The organism is Paenibacillus whitsoniae (assembly GCF_003955665.1).
Taxonomy (GTDB): Bacteria; Bacillota; Bacilli; order Paenibacillales; family NBRC-103111; genus Paenibacillus_E; species Paenibacillus_E whitsoniae.
Genome location: NZ_RXHU01000033.1, coordinates 64499 through 80597, shown reverse-complemented (window position 1 = coordinate 80597; position 16099 = coordinate 64499). Strand labels below are relative to the sequence as shown.

The following is a 16099-nucleotide window of genomic DNA, read 5'->3' as shown; positions in this document are numbered from 1 at the left end:
ATAAACATTTCATGTCGGATATGGTGTTGCAGCGCCTTAAGGACTTGACCGCGGCGTTAGCGAGAAGAGCGGCGGCGGGCGAAATTCGCGAAATGGATTTTGATTTGGCGGCCAGACAAGTGATCTCGGTGGGGCTGATGGTCGTGATGAGTCAGGTGACGGCAATTAATCTGGTGCAATCGGATCTTGATGGATATTTGAGAAAAATGGTCACTTTCACTGTGTCGTTATGGCGGAAGTGATGTTTTTTTACTAATTTCGTTCACACATCGTTGAGTGAAATAACAAACAATCGAGGAGGAGATTTTATGAAAACATTTTTAAGACAAAAGCACGTCTACATCGCGTTCGTCGCGGTTTTTGCCGTGATCCTGCTGCTGGGCTTGGCGCAGCTCGGTTCGTCGGTTAATCCGGTGCCGCGGAATTTACCGGTCATCCTCGTCCAGCAAGACGCAGGCGAGAAGCTGCCGACTGGGCAAGAGATGAATTTTGGCAAGCTGCTGCAGGACAAAATTACAGCTGCTCCGACGCAGGAAGGCGCTGTCTCTCCGCTGCAATGGACAGTTGCCGTTAGCGAGCAAGAAGCGGTGGACGCGATGAACCGGCAGCAGGCGTACGGGGCGGTCGTGATTCCTGCGGATTTTAGCCGAAAGCTGCTGAGCTTGACGACACCGCAAGGACAGCCTGCGGCAGCAGTGCTGCACACCAATCCAGGCATGAACAACACCGCGGCTACGATGGTGAACCAAATCCTGAATCAAATGCTGGCCGGTATGAACGGCCAAGTGCGCGAGCAATTGCTTGGGCAAATCGCCAAGCAGGGAGGCACGCTGACGGCGGAGCAGACGAAGGCGTTTGCGGCACCGATCCAACTCACCACAACGACGGTTAACCCTGTCGGCACCAGCAGCATGAACGGCAACGCGCCTGTTGCGCTCACACAGCTCGCCTGGTTTGGGGCGATGGTTGCAACGCTGCTGTTATTCATGGCCGCAGGCAAAGCGGCCGCGCAAGCCGGTTCCGTCACGCATCTCCTCCGCGTACGACTCGCGCAGCTGCTTGGCGGTGCCGTCCTGTCGGCATTTGCGGCAGGAAGTATCGTGCTCGTTGCAGGGACGTGGCTCGGGCTAGCGATTCCGGATTACAGTGAAACTTGGTTATTTTTATGGTTCACTGGCTTTGCCTTTTTCCTGCTGCAAACCGCCATCGTTTCCTGGCTGGGTCTAAAAGGGGTGCCGCTTTTCGTACTCGTCTTCTTCTTCGGCGCACCAGTGCTTGCGCTGCCGCCGGAAATGCTCCCGAGCTTCAGCCATGACTGGCTGTATACGTGGATGCCGCTGCGTTTTGGCGCGGCCGGACTGCGCGACGTGCTCTACTTCGGCCAAGGCTTGAATCTTAACGCACCGATGTGGACGCTGGGTTGGATCGGCGCGGCGGGACTGGTGCTGACGGTGATGTCCGCGGCGAAAAGACAGTCCAAACCCACGGCTTCAGCCGCCGCCTAACTTATGCAATCGCCCGGAGTCCTAGACACCTGCCGACACGTCCGCCCGGCCATGAACATATGTTGAACCGTTCATAGCGTAGAAAGGAGTGACGAGCCGGCATGAGAAAAAGGGCAATTCCGGGCGTATCTATTATTACGTGCACGAACCGCCCGCAATTTTTCAACAATATTGTGCGCAATTTTCAGAGGCAGCAGTATCCGGCGAAGGAGCTCATTATCATTTTAAATCAGGATAACATGCCGCTTGCTGAATACCGCCGCAAAGTGCGGGGCGTGCCGAACGTTCGCGTCTACCAAGTCGCCGAGCGAACGTCGCTCGGGCAATGCCTTAACTGCGGCATCGTCAAGGCACACTTCCCGTTGATCGCCAAGTTTGATGATGATGATTATTACTCGCCGTATTACTTGCGGGAGCAAGTCAAGGCGCTCTATCGCACCCGCAGCGACATCGTTGGCAAGCATGCCTGCCTCATCTACTTGACCGCGTCCAAGCAATTGCTGATTCGTTCGCCGCATGATCGCGACCAAGAGGTGGAATTCGTGCAGGGCGGCACGATTCTGTTCCGCAGACGCGTGCTTCGCAAAGTGCGATTTCCGGATCGTTCGCTGGGCGAAGACGTCGCCTTCCTCCGGGCGGCCCGCAGCCATGGCTTCAAAACGTACGCCACCACACCGTTCAACTATGTTTACATCCGCCGCAAAAACAAAAAAAGCCATACCTGGCGCGTCCAGGATGACTATTATCGTAATGGTGGTCAAATGATCGGCGTGACGAAGGACTTTCGCCCTGTATCGAACCGGAGGCTGTAAGATTACCTCGGCGTAATCGTAAAGATTACGCCGTTTTTCTCTCTATTTTGAGCATCGACCGCCAGCCCGTGATGGTCCATGATTTGTTTGACGATGGCCAGACCAAGCCCGAATTGCCCATCGCCTCCTGTTCGGAATGGTTCGAACAGACTGTCGCGAATCGCCTCATCGAGCGGCGGACCGTCGTTGAAGATGCGGACCTCCAATTGCCCGCCTTCGGCGCGGAGCACGACCCCGATACGGCTTTCGGCGTAGCGAAGCTGATTATCGAGCAAATTTTCGAGTGCGATTTTCCACTGTTCCTGATCCCCATCCAGCGTGCAGGGCACGAGGTCCAACTCCCACGCGACTTCAGGTCTCCGATAACGCAGCCGCTCCACGACATCGCAGACTACCGCCTTCAGGTCAAATGCTGCAAACGGCTTCTCTTTCACCGTTAAATAGTTCAGCTTGTTGAGCAGCAGGAGATCGCGAATCCGCTTTTCCAGCCGTTCGCCTTCCTTCATAATGACATCGAGGCTCGCGCTGAGCGTGCCCTTAGGAAAAACGCCGTCCTGAATCGACTGCACATAGCTGCGGATGACCATGACAGGCGTTTTCAGCTCATGCGACGTATGCTGGAGAAAAAACTGCTGCGCCCGGTCCTGCCGGACAAGCCGCTGCCGCATGGATTCAATGGCCCGGCCCAAGCGGCCGATCTCGTCTTTGCGGCCGGTTTCCACTGGATCATGCCAGTCCCGTTTGGCCATTCGCCCGACAAACCGCTCCATTTGAACGAGCGGACGCGTGAAATACCGAGCGATGCCTAGGCATGGCAGCCAGCTCAGCACGATCAGAACGACCATGATCATCATCAGCCGAACGAACATCGTCATCACCAGGTCGTTGCGGTAGTTGCCCCAGGCATAGGAGACCAGATAGCTGGGCGTGCCTTGAACCATCTCTTTTCGAATGACATAAAAAATGCTGCGGTCATCGATGCTGCGCGTATACTTGGCAACGGGTTGGACCTGTGCGTAAGCGTCCTTTTCCATTGCAGAGACAAAAGCTTCCGAGCTGCTTGTGCTGGCCGTTAAGGTTGCTGCAGCCGCGGGTTCCGCATTGACGGCTTCGGCTGAGCCCTGAATCATGAAGTGACGGATGGAAGGGCCAGTGACCGTCGTTCCGCTTTGAATGGTGATGACGGAAGCCTGAGGTGCCAGACCGCTGCTGTTAGCTGACACGGGAGCAGGCTGAACACTGCCCCATTCCTGAAGAAGTGGCGCTTCCAAAGTGGCAACCGGCTTGGCTTCCAACGCCTGGGTCTGCAAGGGAATCGCAGGCAGCGTAAGGCTCGGCACGGCGACCAAGCTTGCCGTTGCCTCGATCTGAATGCCTTGTTGCGTATCCAAGAGAATGTCGTACAATTGCTCGGTAAAAAAACCTTTTAACGTCCAAGGCAGAAGAATCGCCAAGGACCCAAAAATGACAATAGTGAGCGCGGCAAAAGCGCCCCACAATTTGACGGCCAGCGGCCAGCTTCCGATCCGCAGTCTCATGCTTTCACCATCCTATACCCGTACCCGTATACGGTTTCTAGAGGCAGCTCCGGCAGCTTGCGGCGCAGCCTCCTGACCAAATCGTCAACCACGCGATCCGTGCCGAAATAATCCGCGCCCCATACTGCGCTGAGCACCTGCTCACGTTCAAGAACCTGCCCCAGATGCCGGTAAAAATACAGCAGCAGCTCGAACTCCTTGGCCGTCAGCTCGAGCGGTTGGCCCTGTCCGTCTTTGACGGAGCGGGCGGGCTCGTCGATCGCATACGAAGCGATCGTTGGCAGCTTGACGGGCTGCTCCACCGGCGCAGCCGAACCCGCGGCTTGTCCGGCGTAGACGCGCTCCAGCAGCTTTCGCGCGCGAATGACGAGCTCCCGCGGCAAGAAAGGTTTGGGCATATAATCGTCGCTGCCCAGCTCAAGCCCGATGACGCGATCGATATCCGCATCGCGCGCGGAAACGAAAATCACCGGCATACCGGGGAGATCGGCCTTGATTTCACGAATAAGCTGAAAGCCGTCCACACCTGGCAGCATAATATCGAGGACCCACAGGTCCGGCCGCTCCGCAATCGCGTCTCGCGCGGAAATGCCGTCCGGGAACGAGCGCACCTGCCACCCCTCTTTTTCCAAATAAGCGGCCAGCAAGCCTCTCAAATGCTCTTCATCTTCTACTAAAAAAATACGGTACAAGGCCGTTGGCACCTGCCTTTCAATAATAGGGAAAAGTGGAGCCGGCCCCCTTATAAGAAGGCTGGTTCCACTGTGCACATCAGTATCTGCTATTCGTTGTCAGCAGGTTTTTCCGATTGCAGATGTTTCACCATGCTGCGCAGTTCATCGGTTTGTTTGATGTAATCCTGCAGCAACTGCGGCAGCAAGCTTTGAATGGCGGTCGCATCGTCCGCGTCTACGGCTTCAGCCAGCTTTTGGAGACGAATCGCTTCTTCGGAAGGCTCCGCTTTCATTATAACATCGGCGGGAAGCCCCTCAACTGGGAGTGCTTGGGTGAGAGAACTTGCCTCATCTGCTGGTATAGCGCGAGTAACGATGGTCACACCTTCAGCAATCGGGAGTGGAGACAAGATGGGAAGGGAGTCAACAGGCTTCGCTTCCGCGGAATCCGGCGACTCGGGCGCAGGCGTCAATGTAACGGTGTCATCAAGCGCTTGACCTTCGATGTTACTGCCTTCTTTCAACAGCGGTGCTGGAATGGCTTTGGTAAAGGTTGCTGTCTTCGGCAATTGCGCTTCGACTTGCTTGCGGTCATCGAGAGCCTTTTTCCAATCTGCAGCCGTTTCCGGTGCATATGTAGCGGCCAGCAGCTTCCAGTAGCTCCGCTCCAAAGCTGGCTGACTGAGCACGGAAAAGCCGCCGGCGCGGAACGCGATGGTTGCCGCAGGCGCTGCGCTTACAGTTGCGGAGCCGCTTGCGTCTTTGATCGACGTCCATGTCACGGTCTGTAAACCCGCCGGAGCAGGCGCAGCCGTGGCGACAGGCTGAGCTTCGCTGGATTTATCAGCTGCGGAGGCGCTTACGGCGCCAAGGGTCATCGTTCCGATCACAGCGAGCAGGCTGGCTTGCAGCGTACGTTTTTTCCAAGATTTCATGAGGGTCAAGCTCCTTTCGATAAGGGGGATAGTTTAGCGGGGAGGCGCCTTGTTCGGTTGTCCTTGCGCATCTCCCTCACAACACCTACTGTACCGAAAGATTGTGGACATCTTGTCTGAACATTGTGGGAAATTATGTGATTCGCAGGCCAGCCGGGGCTTACAAAAAAAGAGACCCACAGCAACGGGCCGTGGGTCTAAGTTTTATATTTTAAAGGGGGGTTGGTTATTATTATAGCCAGTGTTCATTAAAAGAAGATGAATGAAATATTTCAATTTCGTTACAGTTTAGGCTGCGGATGTTAAGGATACCGGGCAGCCTCTAGCCGGCAGAAGCTTCGTTCTTTATAATGACGCTATGAGAAGAAGAACCGGTGAGCCGCTGCGGCGGGAACACTTGGCGGATCGGCGCGATAATCAAGGTAGCAGCAACCGCTTTAATGGCATCGCCGACGAGGAAAGGGTAGCAGCCTGCCGCCATCGCTTTGGCGAAGGTATAGGACGGCACTTTGTACATCAACCAGCCTACACCCAGCGGATAGGCGAAGAGCGAACCGAAAATTTCAAGCACGAGGAACGCTCCGACATACCCCAGAACGCCATTCATCCGAATACGGGGCAGAAGCAGACCGATCATCAGGGCGGATAGCGGCCACATCATAATGAAGCCGCCTGTAGGGCCCAGAACAGTGCCGATTCCGCCGTTGCCGTGCAGCATTGGGAAGCCGATCGCGGTCAGGACGACGACGAGCAGCATGCTCAGAAAGCCGTACCGCGCGCCGAGCAAACCGCCCGCCAACATGACCGCCAGTGTCTGCAAAGTAATCGGCACAGGTTCCATTGGAATTTTGAAAAAACTGAAAACAACGAGAATAGCTGCAAAAAGTGCACTAAAAACAATGCCGCGTAACGTAAGTTTCATATTGTTGATCGCTCCTATTTCTGATATTGTTAACTTATTGTCAACCAAAATAAAACGAATTAGGTTTACATTGGAGATCATAGCACACAAGTTTCGAAAAGGAAAGGAACTTTTTGAGTGAATCGGAAAGAGTATCCACGAAGCGGCACTACATCATCTGTAGTCGTACCGTCCAGGAACGAACATATGTCGATAGGGGAACCTTTCGTTCAGCTGAACAAGGCTTCGGTCGTCTATCGCACTGAGACGGGCGAGGGCCGTCCCGTCTGGTCGGACGTATCCCTTGCTATTCACGAGAAGGAATGGATTGCGGTGGTGGGCCCCAACGGCAGCGGCAAAAGCACATTGGCCGGCGTCCTGCTTGGCCTAAGCCCGATTTCTGAAGGAACGGTTGCACGGTACGAAGGCTTGGACAATGGGATGAAAGGCGTACTCCAACTGCCGGAGGCACAGTTTATCGGCGATACGGTGGAGGATGAGCTGAATTGGATCCCCTATGCCCAGACCTTGCCGGAAGAAGCGCGCGCCGCATGGTACCGGGAGGTTCTGGCTGCCGTAGGCTTGGAGATTTCGCCTTCAAGATCGCTGCTCACGCTTTCCGGCGGGCAAAAGCAGCTTTTCAATCTGGCCGTCGCACTGGCGACCAAGCCGAAGCTGCTCGTCTGTGATGAAGCGACGGCGATGCTGGACCCCGCGGCCCGGATGGATGTCCTCGCGGCGGTCCGCGAGGCTTATCGGCAAGGCACGACGATTGTGTGGATTACGCATCGGCTGGAAGAAGCGTCGGAAGCGACCCGTGTCATCGGATTCGGCGAGGGGCGGGTGACGTATGACGGGGATCCGCATCTGTTTTTCTATGGCGAGGGGGAGGTTTCTCCCTGTGAAGCGCTAGGCTTTGATCTACCTTTTGTGGTTCAAACCGTTCGGCACTTGCGCGAGCAAGGGGTTGCGCTGACCGCGCTGCCCCTATCCATGGACGAATTGGCGGAGGCGATCTCATGTCTTTAACACTGAAGCGGGTGTCGGTGACGGCACCGGATAACCCAGCGTTGCGGTTACTGAATGCGGTGAGCGTTGCGCTTCACCCCAATTCCTTAACATTAGTCATTGGTCATACCGGATCGGGTAAATCCACATTGCTCCAGGTGATGGCGGGGCTACTTGAGCCCCAAGAGGGCGAGGTCTTGCTGGATGGCGAATCGCTTTGGCACCAAAGAAAGGTGGCTCCGCAGCTTCTGCTCCGGCTTGGCTTGACGTTTCAGTTTCCCGAGGCGCAGCTGTTTGCCCGAAGCATCCGGCAGGAGTTCGCCTACTCGCTGCGGCCTTATAAGCTCGCCGCGAACGAGCAGGAGCGCCGCATCGGTGACGCTTGCGCAGCCTTTGACCCGCGCGGCGTTTTTGCGCCCGACCGCTCGCCGCTGGCGCTGAGCGGCGGGGAGCAGCGCCGCCTCGCACTGGCGACGACGTTCGCCACGGAGCCGGACTGGCTCCTCATGGACGAGCCCACCGCCGGCCTGGAGGCGGCGGCCGTGCGCGAGCTGCTGCGCACGCTGCGGGCGCGCACCCGTGGCGGATTGGTCATCGCCACGCACGACCTGGACACGTTCCTGCCGCTGGCGGATCGTGTGCTGGTGCTGGCCTCCGGCGAGCTGGTCTTCGACGGCTCGCCGGAGGCGCTCTGCCGCGCACCGCACGTGCTGGTGCGCGCGGGGGTGGGCCTCCCGAGTTGCGCGGAGGCCGCCGTGGCTTTGGCGCGGCATGGCCTCGCCATCGCGCCGGAGGGGCTTACGCCTGCGGCCACGGCGCAGGCGATTGCGGCTGCGCTGCGCTCGCGCAGCAGCGCTAGTCCGGCGGCGCCGCCCGCGGAGGCGCCGGAAGCGGCCGCCGCGCGCGCTGGCGGAGCCGCAGCGGCGGAGCCGCCGCAGACCGCGTGGCTGCGGCGCGATCCGCGCGCGAAGTGGCTCCTCTACCTGCTGCTCGTCCTAGGGACGATGCAGCAGGGGACGTGGAGCGGCCTCGCGGTGGCGGCAGGGCTCCTCGGCTGCGCCTGCCTCGGGCTGCCGCGCAGCGCGCTGCGCGGAGCGAGGAAGATGGCGGTGGCCTACCTCCTCTTCCTGGCGTTCTCCGTCGCGCTGGCAGGCGTGCGGTTCACCGGCAGCGACGGCGGCGCGCTGCCGATCGGCTATGACACCGCGAGCGGATGGAGCACCGCCTTGCTGCTGGCACGACTGTTCGTCGTGCTTTTGGCGGGGATGTGGCTGGCGGTGTCGACGCCTTTCGGTCAGCTCGTGCAGGGGCTGACCTGGGCGCTGCGTTATCTCGATAAGGTGAAACTGCCGGTCGCTTCGTTCGCCCTGGCGGTGTCCCTTCTCTTTCGGTTCATTCCGCTGCTCCTGCGGGAGTGGCAGCAGTTTGCCATGATCGTACGGGCCCGCGGCAAAGCCGCCGTCAGGCCCGGCACCGTGCGGCTGCGCGATCTGCCCGCGCTGGTCGTGCCGCTGCTGCTCGCCGCCTTCCATAAGGCGGAGCAGTTTACCGTCGCGATGGAGCTGAAGCGGATCGACGGCAAGCATTTGCTGAGGCGGCGGAGCACGCTGGTCTGGCGGCGGAAGGATACGCTGCTGGCGGTGGCGGCGGTAGCGGTGTATGTGGTGTTGTGGGTGGTGCGCGCATAAATAAGAAAAACTCCCTTGCTGGTTCTGATGAACCTCGAGGGAGTTTTTTTGTGGAAATCCGTGAACTTCCGTTTTCCCACCGATCCCCCGACATGTGTCTTACGAACGTGAGGTAGAGACGCCCCGATGTGACGAGACCTAATATTCCATTTCCTGCATAAACTACAGGTAATTCTCTTGAAAATGCCCAAATTGCTGAAAATCATGTAAAACCTACAGCAAAATTTCGTCGTGGAGTGCTTTTTGCTCGAAAATGGGGAGACAGGCGGCAATTTACCTGTATGAAATGCAGGATGTTTCGCAGAATCCCGCTATTATTCTAAATTTGTTGTAGGAAAAGCAGCTTCTCGCCTAAAGGGGCAATAACTTCTCCTATCTGCAGCCTCGTCGAAGAGGCAATGGGGATTCTTTATAAACTCGTTCGATGCGCGCGCTTTGAGGGGGAGCGGTTGAGAGGCTCGTACTAAAAAGGGTACTGGCTTAAGAGAGGAGCGGCCTGTACAAGCCCTCCTACCCCTGCCGATACCCCTGCGGCGTAGCCCCCGTCATTTTTAGAAAAGCCCGATGAAACTGGCTCGTGCTCGAAAAGCCCAAGTCTGCGCTGATCTGGCCGATCGGTGTCTCCGTGCGGCGGAGTCTGCGCTTCGCTTCCTCGATACGCAGGCCGAGCAAATATTGATACGGCGTGGTGCCGGTTGCTTTGCGAAACGAACGGATAAAATGAAACCGGCTTTGCAGCGCCAGCGCAGCCAGTTCATCGACGCTGACCGGCTGCTGGTAGCAATCGTGGAGATAGGCGAGCACCCGCTGCATGTGGGGATCAACCCTCTCGATCGGCGCTGCTCCCGGTACAGAATCCGACAAGCTTACGCCGAGCCAGTCGCCGACATACGCCAGGACATCTTGCTCCACGTGCTCTATCGCGAGAGGGTCGGCAAGCGTCTGCCCCTGCATGAGCGCGAGCATCCACTGCTGGAAGCGGCCGACGAGTGCGCTCGGATCGAACGTTTGCCGGACATCATGGTGCGCGCCTGCCGCAAATTGCGGCTGGATAGACGTCATGCCGCCAGGCCCTTTTTCGCGTACTTTGAGGATAATGACAGTGGTTTGTTCCCCTAGATGAAAATGGTGCTTGGACCCCGGCGGCTGAATCAGACCGCTGCCCTGCCCCAGCGAATAGCTGCGCGCTTCTTGTGTAAAGTAACACATACCTTTGACCGGAAGCGTGACCTGCATCCAGTTTTCGTGGGTATGCGGAATATTTCTAAACTCATTGCTCCCTTGCCACAGCTCGATCCAAGCTGTTTCTGCCTTCATTTCCATGGTCATCACCTGCCTGCCCCCATTATAGCAAAAATTGCGCATTACGCAGCACTTTTCACAACGACCCGTACCCCTTGGATTCGGTATACTTGTGAAAATTGAAAGGGGGATTCTTCCATGAATCAGACTCAAACAGCGGCCCTCCCGGCGCAGCGCTATTCGGCGGTCTGGATCCTCATCGGTGTCAGCTTTGCCCACTTGCTGAACGATGCGATGCAGACGGCCGTGCCATCGGCTTTTCCGCTTTTCCAATCCACGATGCACCTCTCCTTCACCAAAATAGGATGGGTCGCCTTCATGCTGAACATTACGGCGTCTGTGCTGCAGCCTGTGATCGGCTACATGTCGGATCGCAGACCGATGCCGAGCCTGCTGCCTTTGGGCATGGTGTTCTCGCTGCTCGGGCTCTTGGGCTTTGCGTATTCGCAAGCTTTCTGGATGCTGCTGGTGTCCGCAACACTGATCGGTGTCGGTTCTTCGGTGCTGCATCCCGAATCGTCCCGCGTCGCACGGCTCGCGGCGGGGAAAGGACGCGGCTTGGCCCAGTCCGTGTTCCAGGTCGGAGGCAATACCGGGCAAGCGCTCGCACCGCTGCTCGTAGCGTTCATTATCATGCCCCACGGGCCGAAGGGCTTTCTGTGGTTCACGATCGCGGCCGTCATCGGAATCGCTGTGCAATTGTACATGAGCCGGTGGTACGCGGGGCAGCTCGCTGGTGGATCCGCTAGACGCCCGGCGGCAGCTGGAGTTCATCGCGTCCGTTCGCCGCATTCCAAGCGTTTTATTGCCGGGGCAATGACGATCCTGATTGCACTGCTATTTTCCAAATTCGTCTATATCGCGAGTATGACGGGCTTTTACGCATTTTATTTTATGGATCACTACAATCTGCCGATGTCTCGCGCTCAGCTTTGTTTATTCGCCCTACAGTTCGCTGGCATGGTCGGTACGCTGCTGGGAGGTCCGCTGGCGGATCGCTTCGGCCGAAAGACGATGATCTGGATTTCCATTGCGGGGACGGCGCCGTTTTCGCTGCTTCTGCCATTTGTCTCGCCTGAACTCGCCTTCGTACTGTGCTGCGCCATCGGCCTTATTCTTATGTCGGGCTTCTCCGTAATCATCGTGTATGCGCAAGAGCTGATGCCGAATCATGTCGGTACGGTGTCCGGCTTGTTCTTCGGTTTGGCGTTCGGTATGGCCGGCCTCGGTTCGGTGCTGCTCGGCTGGATCAGCGATATGACTGGTGTTGCTTTCGCAATCAAGCTCTGCGCGTTCCTGCCGCTGCTTGGTGTGTGCGCCTTCCTGTTGCCGAGAGATAGCAAGCTGATGCAGCAGGGGTAGGGCTTTGGTAGGGATATTCCCCTTGTCTGTGACACAAATCACAGCTTGACCGCCGCACATATGGTGTAATGGATATATCCGCTAGAGGGATGCATGACATTACATTCCAGGCAAGTGAAGGTGAAGTCGACATGAAAATGGGTTTAGTCAAAAAAATCGTAACCGGAATCACGATTGTATCCACCGTAACCTATGGATGCAGCGCACTGTTTATTTTTTACTTGAAAGATAGGATTGCACCGGGGGTGCCCGATTGGATGTATCTCTCTGTTGTGCTGCTCCTCGGTATTTTTTGGACGGGGCTGCTGGGGTGGATTGGCGCGTCATGGTTCATCAAACCGCTGATTCGGCTGAAGGACGCCGCCAACGAAGCCGCGACCGGCAATTTGCAAGTGGAGATTCCCGCGTACCGCCCGAATGACGAGATTCGTCTACTTAGCGTGTCGTTTGAAACGATGATAGCGAGCTTGCGGCAAACGATTTCGGACATTGCCGACAACGTTTCTTTTACCGAAAATCATGCCGGGGTCTTAAGCGGGGGCATGACGCAGGCGTCGCTGCAGATCGAATCCATCGTCGGCGCGGCTGAGATTATATCAAACGGCGCATTGGAGCAAGCGGCATCCGTGCAAGAGGCTTTAACGGCCGTTGTACAGATTCAGCAAGCAGCAGGCGAAGTCGGCGAGCAAGCCGATGAGTCGCAGGCGCTTTCCAGAGACATGCTGAGAACGATTCAGGAAAGCGACAGTATCGTACGCTCGCTGGTGCAGGGCATGTTGAATCTTGCAGCGTCGAGCCGGACGTCGATTGAGGTCGTCAGGCAGCTGCACGACAATGCCAAAGAGATTCGCATCATGTCCGGTGTCGTCGGAGGCATTGCCGATCAGACGCATCTGCTCGCATTGAACGCTTCCATCGAAGCGGCAAGAGCGGGGGAGCACGGCTCCGGCTTTATGGTCGTCGCGCATGAGATTCGCAAGCTGGCCGAGCAAAGCTCCCAATCGGTCAAGGACATTGACCAACTGATTGTCCGCGTTGAATCCGATGTTGCCGGCGTCGTCGAGCAAATAACCGCGCAGGAGCAGCTCGCCAGTCGCGAGGTCGTTCATGGCGAGCGGGGGCAAGTGGCTCTGGATCGAATCAACCGCGCGGTGCTCGAGACGGCGCAAGCCGTGGAAAGCATTGCAGGCAGCATAGCCGCGCAGATCGGGCTTATCGAAAGTACGCTGGGCCAGACGAATAAGGTGGCGGACATTGCCAATCAAATCTCAATTGAAACGAGACAAGTCGCTTCGTCCGTGCAGGAGCAGATGGCTGTGATGGAGGAGCTGGCGTCTTCGTCAGAATCGCTGAGAAGCCAGGCTAATCTGCTGAAGTCCAAAATCAATGTGTTCCAGCTCTAAGCCCTGGACAGGCAAAAGGAAACGCCTCGATTCGTCGCATGACGTATTGTGGGCGTTTTTGCCGTCCGCATATTGGAACGTATATCCGCGAAGTGGTTATATGCCATCAGTAACCTCGCCTGTCCTTGACAGGACGGTGGAGTCGTGTAACTTTAGCCGACGCAACCTGCCACCTTGAGCTCCTGTTCGCCGTATACTATACTGAATCCAACTTAGGCGAGGCGGTGAAGCTCATGGAACCCGAATATACCCTCTACGAGCAGCAGATGCTGCGGACCTTAAAGCGCTGGGAAATCAAACTTCAACAGCCGCCTGGGTTCGTCGAGCGAACCTCTAAAGCTCTGCAAACCCGCATCAATCGTCTTCTTCCGGACAAAATGCATACAACGATTACCGCCACGGTCAAAGGGATCATTCAGACCACGCTGTTTGGGATCAGCTATGTGCCGGCGGGGCTTCCTCTGCGCGGCCTTTCGCTAGCGGAGCGCGATGGGAAAGCGGAGGAGCTTCTTTCCAGGTATCGGAAAATTGCCGCGGTTGAAGGGGCTGGGACAGGGGCTGGCGGGATTTTGCTCGGACTCGCGGATTTTCCGATGCTGCTTGGCATCAAGCTTAAATTTCTTTTTGAGCTCGCCCATCTGTATGGTTATTCCACGCACGATTATAGGGAACGGCTTTTCATTTTGTATGTGTTCCAGTTGGCATTCTCCAGCGCACCGAAGAAGCCGCAGCTGTTCGAAACGGTGCGGAACTGGCCGACCATCGCTGCGGCGATGCCGCGGACGGATGACGGCATGGCGGGGATCGACTGGCTGCAGCTGCAGCAGGAATACCGGGATACGATCGATTTCCGCAAAATGCTCCAACTGTTGCCCGGCATCGGCGCCGTCGTCGGCGCTTGGGCGAATTACGACCTTTTGGAGGAGCTTGGCGTCGCGGCGATGAACAGTTACAGGCTGCGCTGGCTGCAGGAGCGAGCAGGGGCAAGGGACGGGGGGAATGCGCGCTAGGCGCATGATGCAAGTGGAAACGATAGGCAACTTGACGGGCCGACTCCTTGCAACACCTCTGAGGGAAAGTACCAGTGAGCTGCGCTGTTTTTCCTGAGGCGATTGCACAAAAGTAACTTGCCGGTGCCAAGGGGGATGCACTGCACGAACTGGGACTACTCCACCCTCAAGGTTGGTGTTGACCTAGGCCAGCAGGTAGTATGCTAATAGATCATTGCTGCATGAACTGGAATTTCTCCAGCACATGAGCAGCGTTTTGGGACAAATGGACACCTGAACTGGAATTTCTCCATCTCATTCAAGCTAGATTACCGCTAAAAGTGGCGAAATGAGCTCCATAAACTGGAGCTTTTCCAGTTGAGTGAGGAGAAAACGGCTTTTCGGCTCGAATCAGCTGGAGAAATTCCAGTTGAGATGAGGGTGGCACGGAGCGAGCAGCAGCTTTTGCTTGGTTGCCTGTTCGTGTGTCTCACTCGCCATAGCCTCGCCCTTCCTTGGCGGCGACTATCCTCCTCGCTATATGGCCGAGCTAACGAATCGGGCGGCAAAAAGGGTACTTGCCGGCCCATCTTCGAGTGCTAGCCGCTGTCATCTGCGCATATACTGGAAAGAGGGTTGGTTACCACCCCTTTTACGATAATATGTGATTATTTTCACAAATCATCAAGTGATTTTTTTCACAAGTGGAGGCGTGGAGCGATGGAGAGACCGAAAGTTGTGATTTTAGGCGCAGGGTATGGAGGGCTTGTTACGGCGATTCGGCTGCAGAAGAAGATGAGGGGCCGCGAGCTTGATGTGACGCTGGTGAATAAGCACGATTACCACTACATTACGACGCATTTGCATATGCCGGCAGCGGGGACCGACCACCATGACCATGCGCGTGTGGCGATTGCGGATTTGATAGATCCCCGGAAGATTCACTTCCGGAAGTCGACGGTGCTGGAAATTAGGCCGGAGCACAAAGAGGTCGTGCTCGAGGACGGCATCCTCAGCTACGACTACTTGGTCGTCGGGCTCGGCAGCGAGACGGAAACGTTCGGCATCCCGGGCATGCGGGAGTACGCCATGTCGATCAAAAGCATTAATAGCGTCCGTTTCATCCGCCAGCATATTGAGTACATGTTCGCCAAGTCGAAGGTGTATCCGAAACGGAAGGATTATCTGACCTTCGTTGTGGGCGGCGCGGGGTTCACGGGGACGGAATTCGTCGGCGAGCTGGCCGACCGGGTGCCGGTGCTGTGCCGCACTTATGACGTCGACCCGGCGGATGTGCGCATCATCAACATCGAAGCTTCCCCGTCGCCGCTGCCGCCCGGCCTGCCGGTTGATCTTGTCGAATACGGCATGGAGGTGATGCGCCGCAAAGGGGTTCAGTACCGCCTCTCCACGGTGATCAAGGCGTGTACGGAGGAAGGCGTCGTGCTGGGCAGCGGCGAGTTGATTCGTGCGGGCACGATCATTTGGTCGGGCGGCGTTCGCGGGAACGCGCTGCTGCAGGAAGCGGGCTTTGAGGTGCAGCGCGGACGTGTCAAGGTCGACAGCTGCCTGCGCTCCTACCAGTACCCGAACGTCTGGGTGACGGGGGACTGCGCGATTGTCATGAGCCCGGAGGGGACGCCATATCCGGCTACGGCGCAGATCGCGGTGCAGATGGGGACTAATGCGGCGCGTAATATTTTGCAGACGGTAAGGGGAAAAGAGCTGCGACCGTTCGTCTATGACTACAAAGGGACGGTAGCGTCGTTGGGCCGGGGAGAAGCGGTCGGCCTGCTCAAAGTGAGAAAGGTGAAAGGGCGGTTCGCCGCTTTTCTCAAAAAATGCATCGACACCCGCTATCTCTTTCTGATCGGCGGGCTGCCGCTCGTATGGAAAAAAGTGATTTTCAAGCAGAAATATATGGAACGCAGCAGGCACGTTCCGAATTGAGGGCAATGGAAAAAGCTGGGCGGCGGTACCGG

At 56.9% G+C, this 16099-nt stretch carries 14 protein-coding genes; 9 read left to right on the top strand and 5 right to left on the bottom strand.

The window, feature by feature from the left end:
• From EJQ19_RS31800 to EJQ19_RS12410, 3 genes are all read left to right on the top strand, one after another.
• Positions 1 to 242, top strand: a 242-nt coding sequence (locus EJQ19_RS31800) for a TetR/AcrR family transcriptional regulator C-terminal domain-containing protein (protein ID WP_164716510.1), incomplete at its 5' end; no start/stop codon positions are given.
• Between the two features lie 66 nt (positions 243 to 308).
• Positions 309 to 1505, top strand: coding sequence for a YhgE/Pip domain-containing protein (locus EJQ19_RS12415; protein ID WP_126141541.1), 1197 nt, complete (start codon positions 309 to 311; stop codon positions 1503 to 1505).
• A 101-nt stretch (positions 1506 to 1606) separates the two neighbouring features.
• Positions 1607 to 2317: a glycosyltransferase family 2 protein gene (locus EJQ19_RS12410; RefSeq protein WP_126141540.1), complete on the top strand. Its 711-nt coding sequence runs from the start codon at positions 1607 to 1609 to the stop codon at positions 2315 to 2317.
• Positions 2318 to 2319: 2 nt separating this feature from the next.
• Here the strand turns inward: EJQ19_RS12410 and EJQ19_RS12405 are convergent, their stop codons facing one another.
• The 4 genes from EJQ19_RS12405 to EJQ19_RS12390 all read right to left on the bottom strand — a co-directional run bounded on the left by EJQ19_RS12405 (position 2320) and on the right by EJQ19_RS12390 (position 6386).
• Positions 2320 to 3855 carry a HAMP domain-containing sensor histidine kinase gene (locus EJQ19_RS12405; protein WP_241242870.1) on the bottom strand — a complete coding sequence of 512 codons (1536 nt, stop codon included), beginning with the start codon at positions 3853 to 3855 and terminating at the stop codon, positions 2320 to 2322.
• Positions 3852 to 4547 (bottom strand): response regulator transcription factor, encoded by a 696-nt coding sequence (locus EJQ19_RS12400; protein ID WP_126141539.1) that lies wholly within the window; start codon positions 4545 to 4547, stop codon positions 3852 to 3854. Before EJQ19_RS12400 ends, EJQ19_RS12405 begins: the two co-directional genes overlap by 4 nt.
• An 89-nt stretch (positions 4548 to 4636) precedes the next feature.
• A complete protein-coding gene (locus EJQ19_RS12395; RefSeq protein WP_126141538.1) occupies positions 4637 to 5464 on the bottom strand; it encodes a hypothetical protein in 828 nt (275 codons plus the stop codon).
• 322 nt (positions 5465 to 5786) lie between these two features.
• Positions 5787 to 6386 (bottom strand): biotin transporter BioY, encoded by a 600-nt coding sequence (locus EJQ19_RS12390; RefSeq protein ID WP_126141537.1) that lies wholly within the window; start codon positions 6384 to 6386, stop codon positions 5787 to 5789.
• Between the two features lie 186 nt (positions 6387 to 6572).
• Here EJQ19_RS12390 and EJQ19_RS12385 point away from each other — a divergent pair, with 186 nt between their 5' ends.
• Together EJQ19_RS12385 and EJQ19_RS12380 are read left to right on the top strand one after the other, a co-directional pair.
• Positions 6573 to 7394: an ATP-binding cassette domain-containing protein gene (locus EJQ19_RS12385; protein ID WP_126141536.1), complete on the top strand. Its 822-nt coding sequence runs from the start codon at positions 6573 to 6575 to the stop codon at positions 7392 to 7394.
• Complete coding sequence (locus tag EJQ19_RS12380) at positions 7385 to 9061, top strand: ATP-binding cassette domain-containing protein (RefSeq protein WP_126141535.1); 1677 nt, start codon at positions 7385 to 7387, stop codon at positions 9059 to 9061. Before EJQ19_RS12385 ends, EJQ19_RS12380 begins: the two co-directional genes overlap by 10 nt.
• Before the next feature lie 510 nt (positions 9062 to 9571).
• On the opposite strand, the gene EJQ19_RS12375 is transcribed toward EJQ19_RS12380, so the two are convergent.
• Positions 9572 to 10390, bottom strand: coding sequence for an AraC family transcriptional regulator (locus tag EJQ19_RS12375; RefSeq protein ID WP_241242871.1), 819 nt, complete (start codon positions 10388 to 10390; stop codon positions 9572 to 9574).
• Positions 10391 to 10501: 111 nt separating this feature from the next.
• Here EJQ19_RS12375 and EJQ19_RS12370 point away from each other — a divergent pair, with 111 nt between their 5' ends.
• The 4 genes from EJQ19_RS12370 to EJQ19_RS12355 all read left to right on the top strand — a co-directional run bounded on the left by EJQ19_RS12370 (position 10502) and on the right by EJQ19_RS12355 (position 16067).
• Entirely contained in the window at positions 10502 to 11725 is a 1224-nt protein-coding gene (locus EJQ19_RS12370; protein ID WP_126141533.1) for an MFS transporter, read from the top strand.
• Between the two features lie 131 nt (positions 11726 to 11856).
• Positions 11857 to 13128, top strand: coding sequence for a methyl-accepting chemotaxis protein (locus EJQ19_RS12365; RefSeq protein ID WP_164716506.1), 1272 nt, complete (start codon positions 11857 to 11859; stop codon positions 13126 to 13128).
• Positions 13129 to 13361: 233 nt separating this feature from the next.
• Positions 13362 to 14138, top strand: a complete 777-nt coding sequence (locus EJQ19_RS12360; RefSeq protein ID WP_126141531.1) for an EcsC family protein — start codon at positions 13362 to 13364, stop codon at positions 14136 to 14138.
• A 699-nt stretch (positions 14139 to 14837) separates the two neighbouring features.
• Complete coding sequence (locus tag EJQ19_RS12355; RefSeq protein WP_126141530.1) at positions 14838 to 16067, top strand: NAD(P)/FAD-dependent oxidoreductase; 1230 nt, start codon at positions 14838 to 14840, stop codon at positions 16065 to 16067.
• The last annotated feature ends 32 nt before the right edge of the window (positions 16068 to 16099 follow it).

What these genes read in the sequence shown, in the direction of transcription:
- EJQ19_RS12365 (WP_164716506.1), top strand. Translation starts at nt 11,857, where the DNA reads ATGAAAATGGGTTTAGTCAAAAAAATCGTAACCGGAATCACGATTGTA.
- EJQ19_RS12370 (WP_126141533.1), top strand. Translation starts at nt 10,502, where the DNA reads ATGAATCAGACTCAAACAGCGGCCCTCCCGGCGCAGCGCTATTCGGCG.
- EJQ19_RS12355 (WP_126141530.1), top strand. Translation starts at nt 14,838, where the DNA reads ATGGAGAGACCGAAAGTTGTGATTTTAGGCGCAGGGTATGGAGGGCTT.
- EJQ19_RS12415 (WP_126141541.1), top strand. Translation starts at nt 309, where the DNA reads ATGAAAACATTTTTAAGACAAAAGCACGTCTACATCGCGTTCGTCGCG.
- EJQ19_RS12375 (WP_241242871.1), bottom strand. Translation starts at nt 10,390, where the DNA reads ATGACCATGGAAATGAAGGCAGAAACAGCTTGGATCGAGCTGTGGCAA.
- EJQ19_RS12395 (WP_126141538.1), bottom strand. Translation starts at nt 5,464, where the DNA reads ATGAAATCTTGGAAAAAACGTACGCTGCAAGCCAGCCTGCTCGCTGTG.
- EJQ19_RS12380 (WP_126141535.1), top strand. Translation starts at nt 7,385, where the DNA reads ATGTCTTTAACACTGAAGCGGGTGTCGGTGACGGCACCGGATAACCCA.
- EJQ19_RS12390 (WP_126141537.1), bottom strand. Translation starts at nt 6,386, where the DNA reads ATGAAACTTACGTTACGCGGCATTGTTTTTAGTGCACTTTTTGCAGCT.
- EJQ19_RS12385 (WP_126141536.1), top strand. Translation starts at nt 6,573, where the DNA reads ATGTCGATAGGGGAACCTTTCGTTCAGCTGAACAAGGCTTCGGTCGTC.
- EJQ19_RS12405 (WP_241242870.1), bottom strand. Translation starts at nt 3,855, where the DNA reads ATGAGACTGCGGATCGGAAGCTGGCCGCTGGCCGTCAAATTGTGGGGC.
- EJQ19_RS12410 (WP_126141540.1), top strand. Translation starts at nt 1,607, where the DNA reads ATGAGAAAAAGGGCAATTCCGGGCGTATCTATTATTACGTGCACGAAC.
- EJQ19_RS12360 (WP_126141531.1), top strand. Translation starts at nt 13,362, where the DNA reads ATGGAACCCGAATATACCCTCTACGAGCAGCAGATGCTGCGGACCTTA.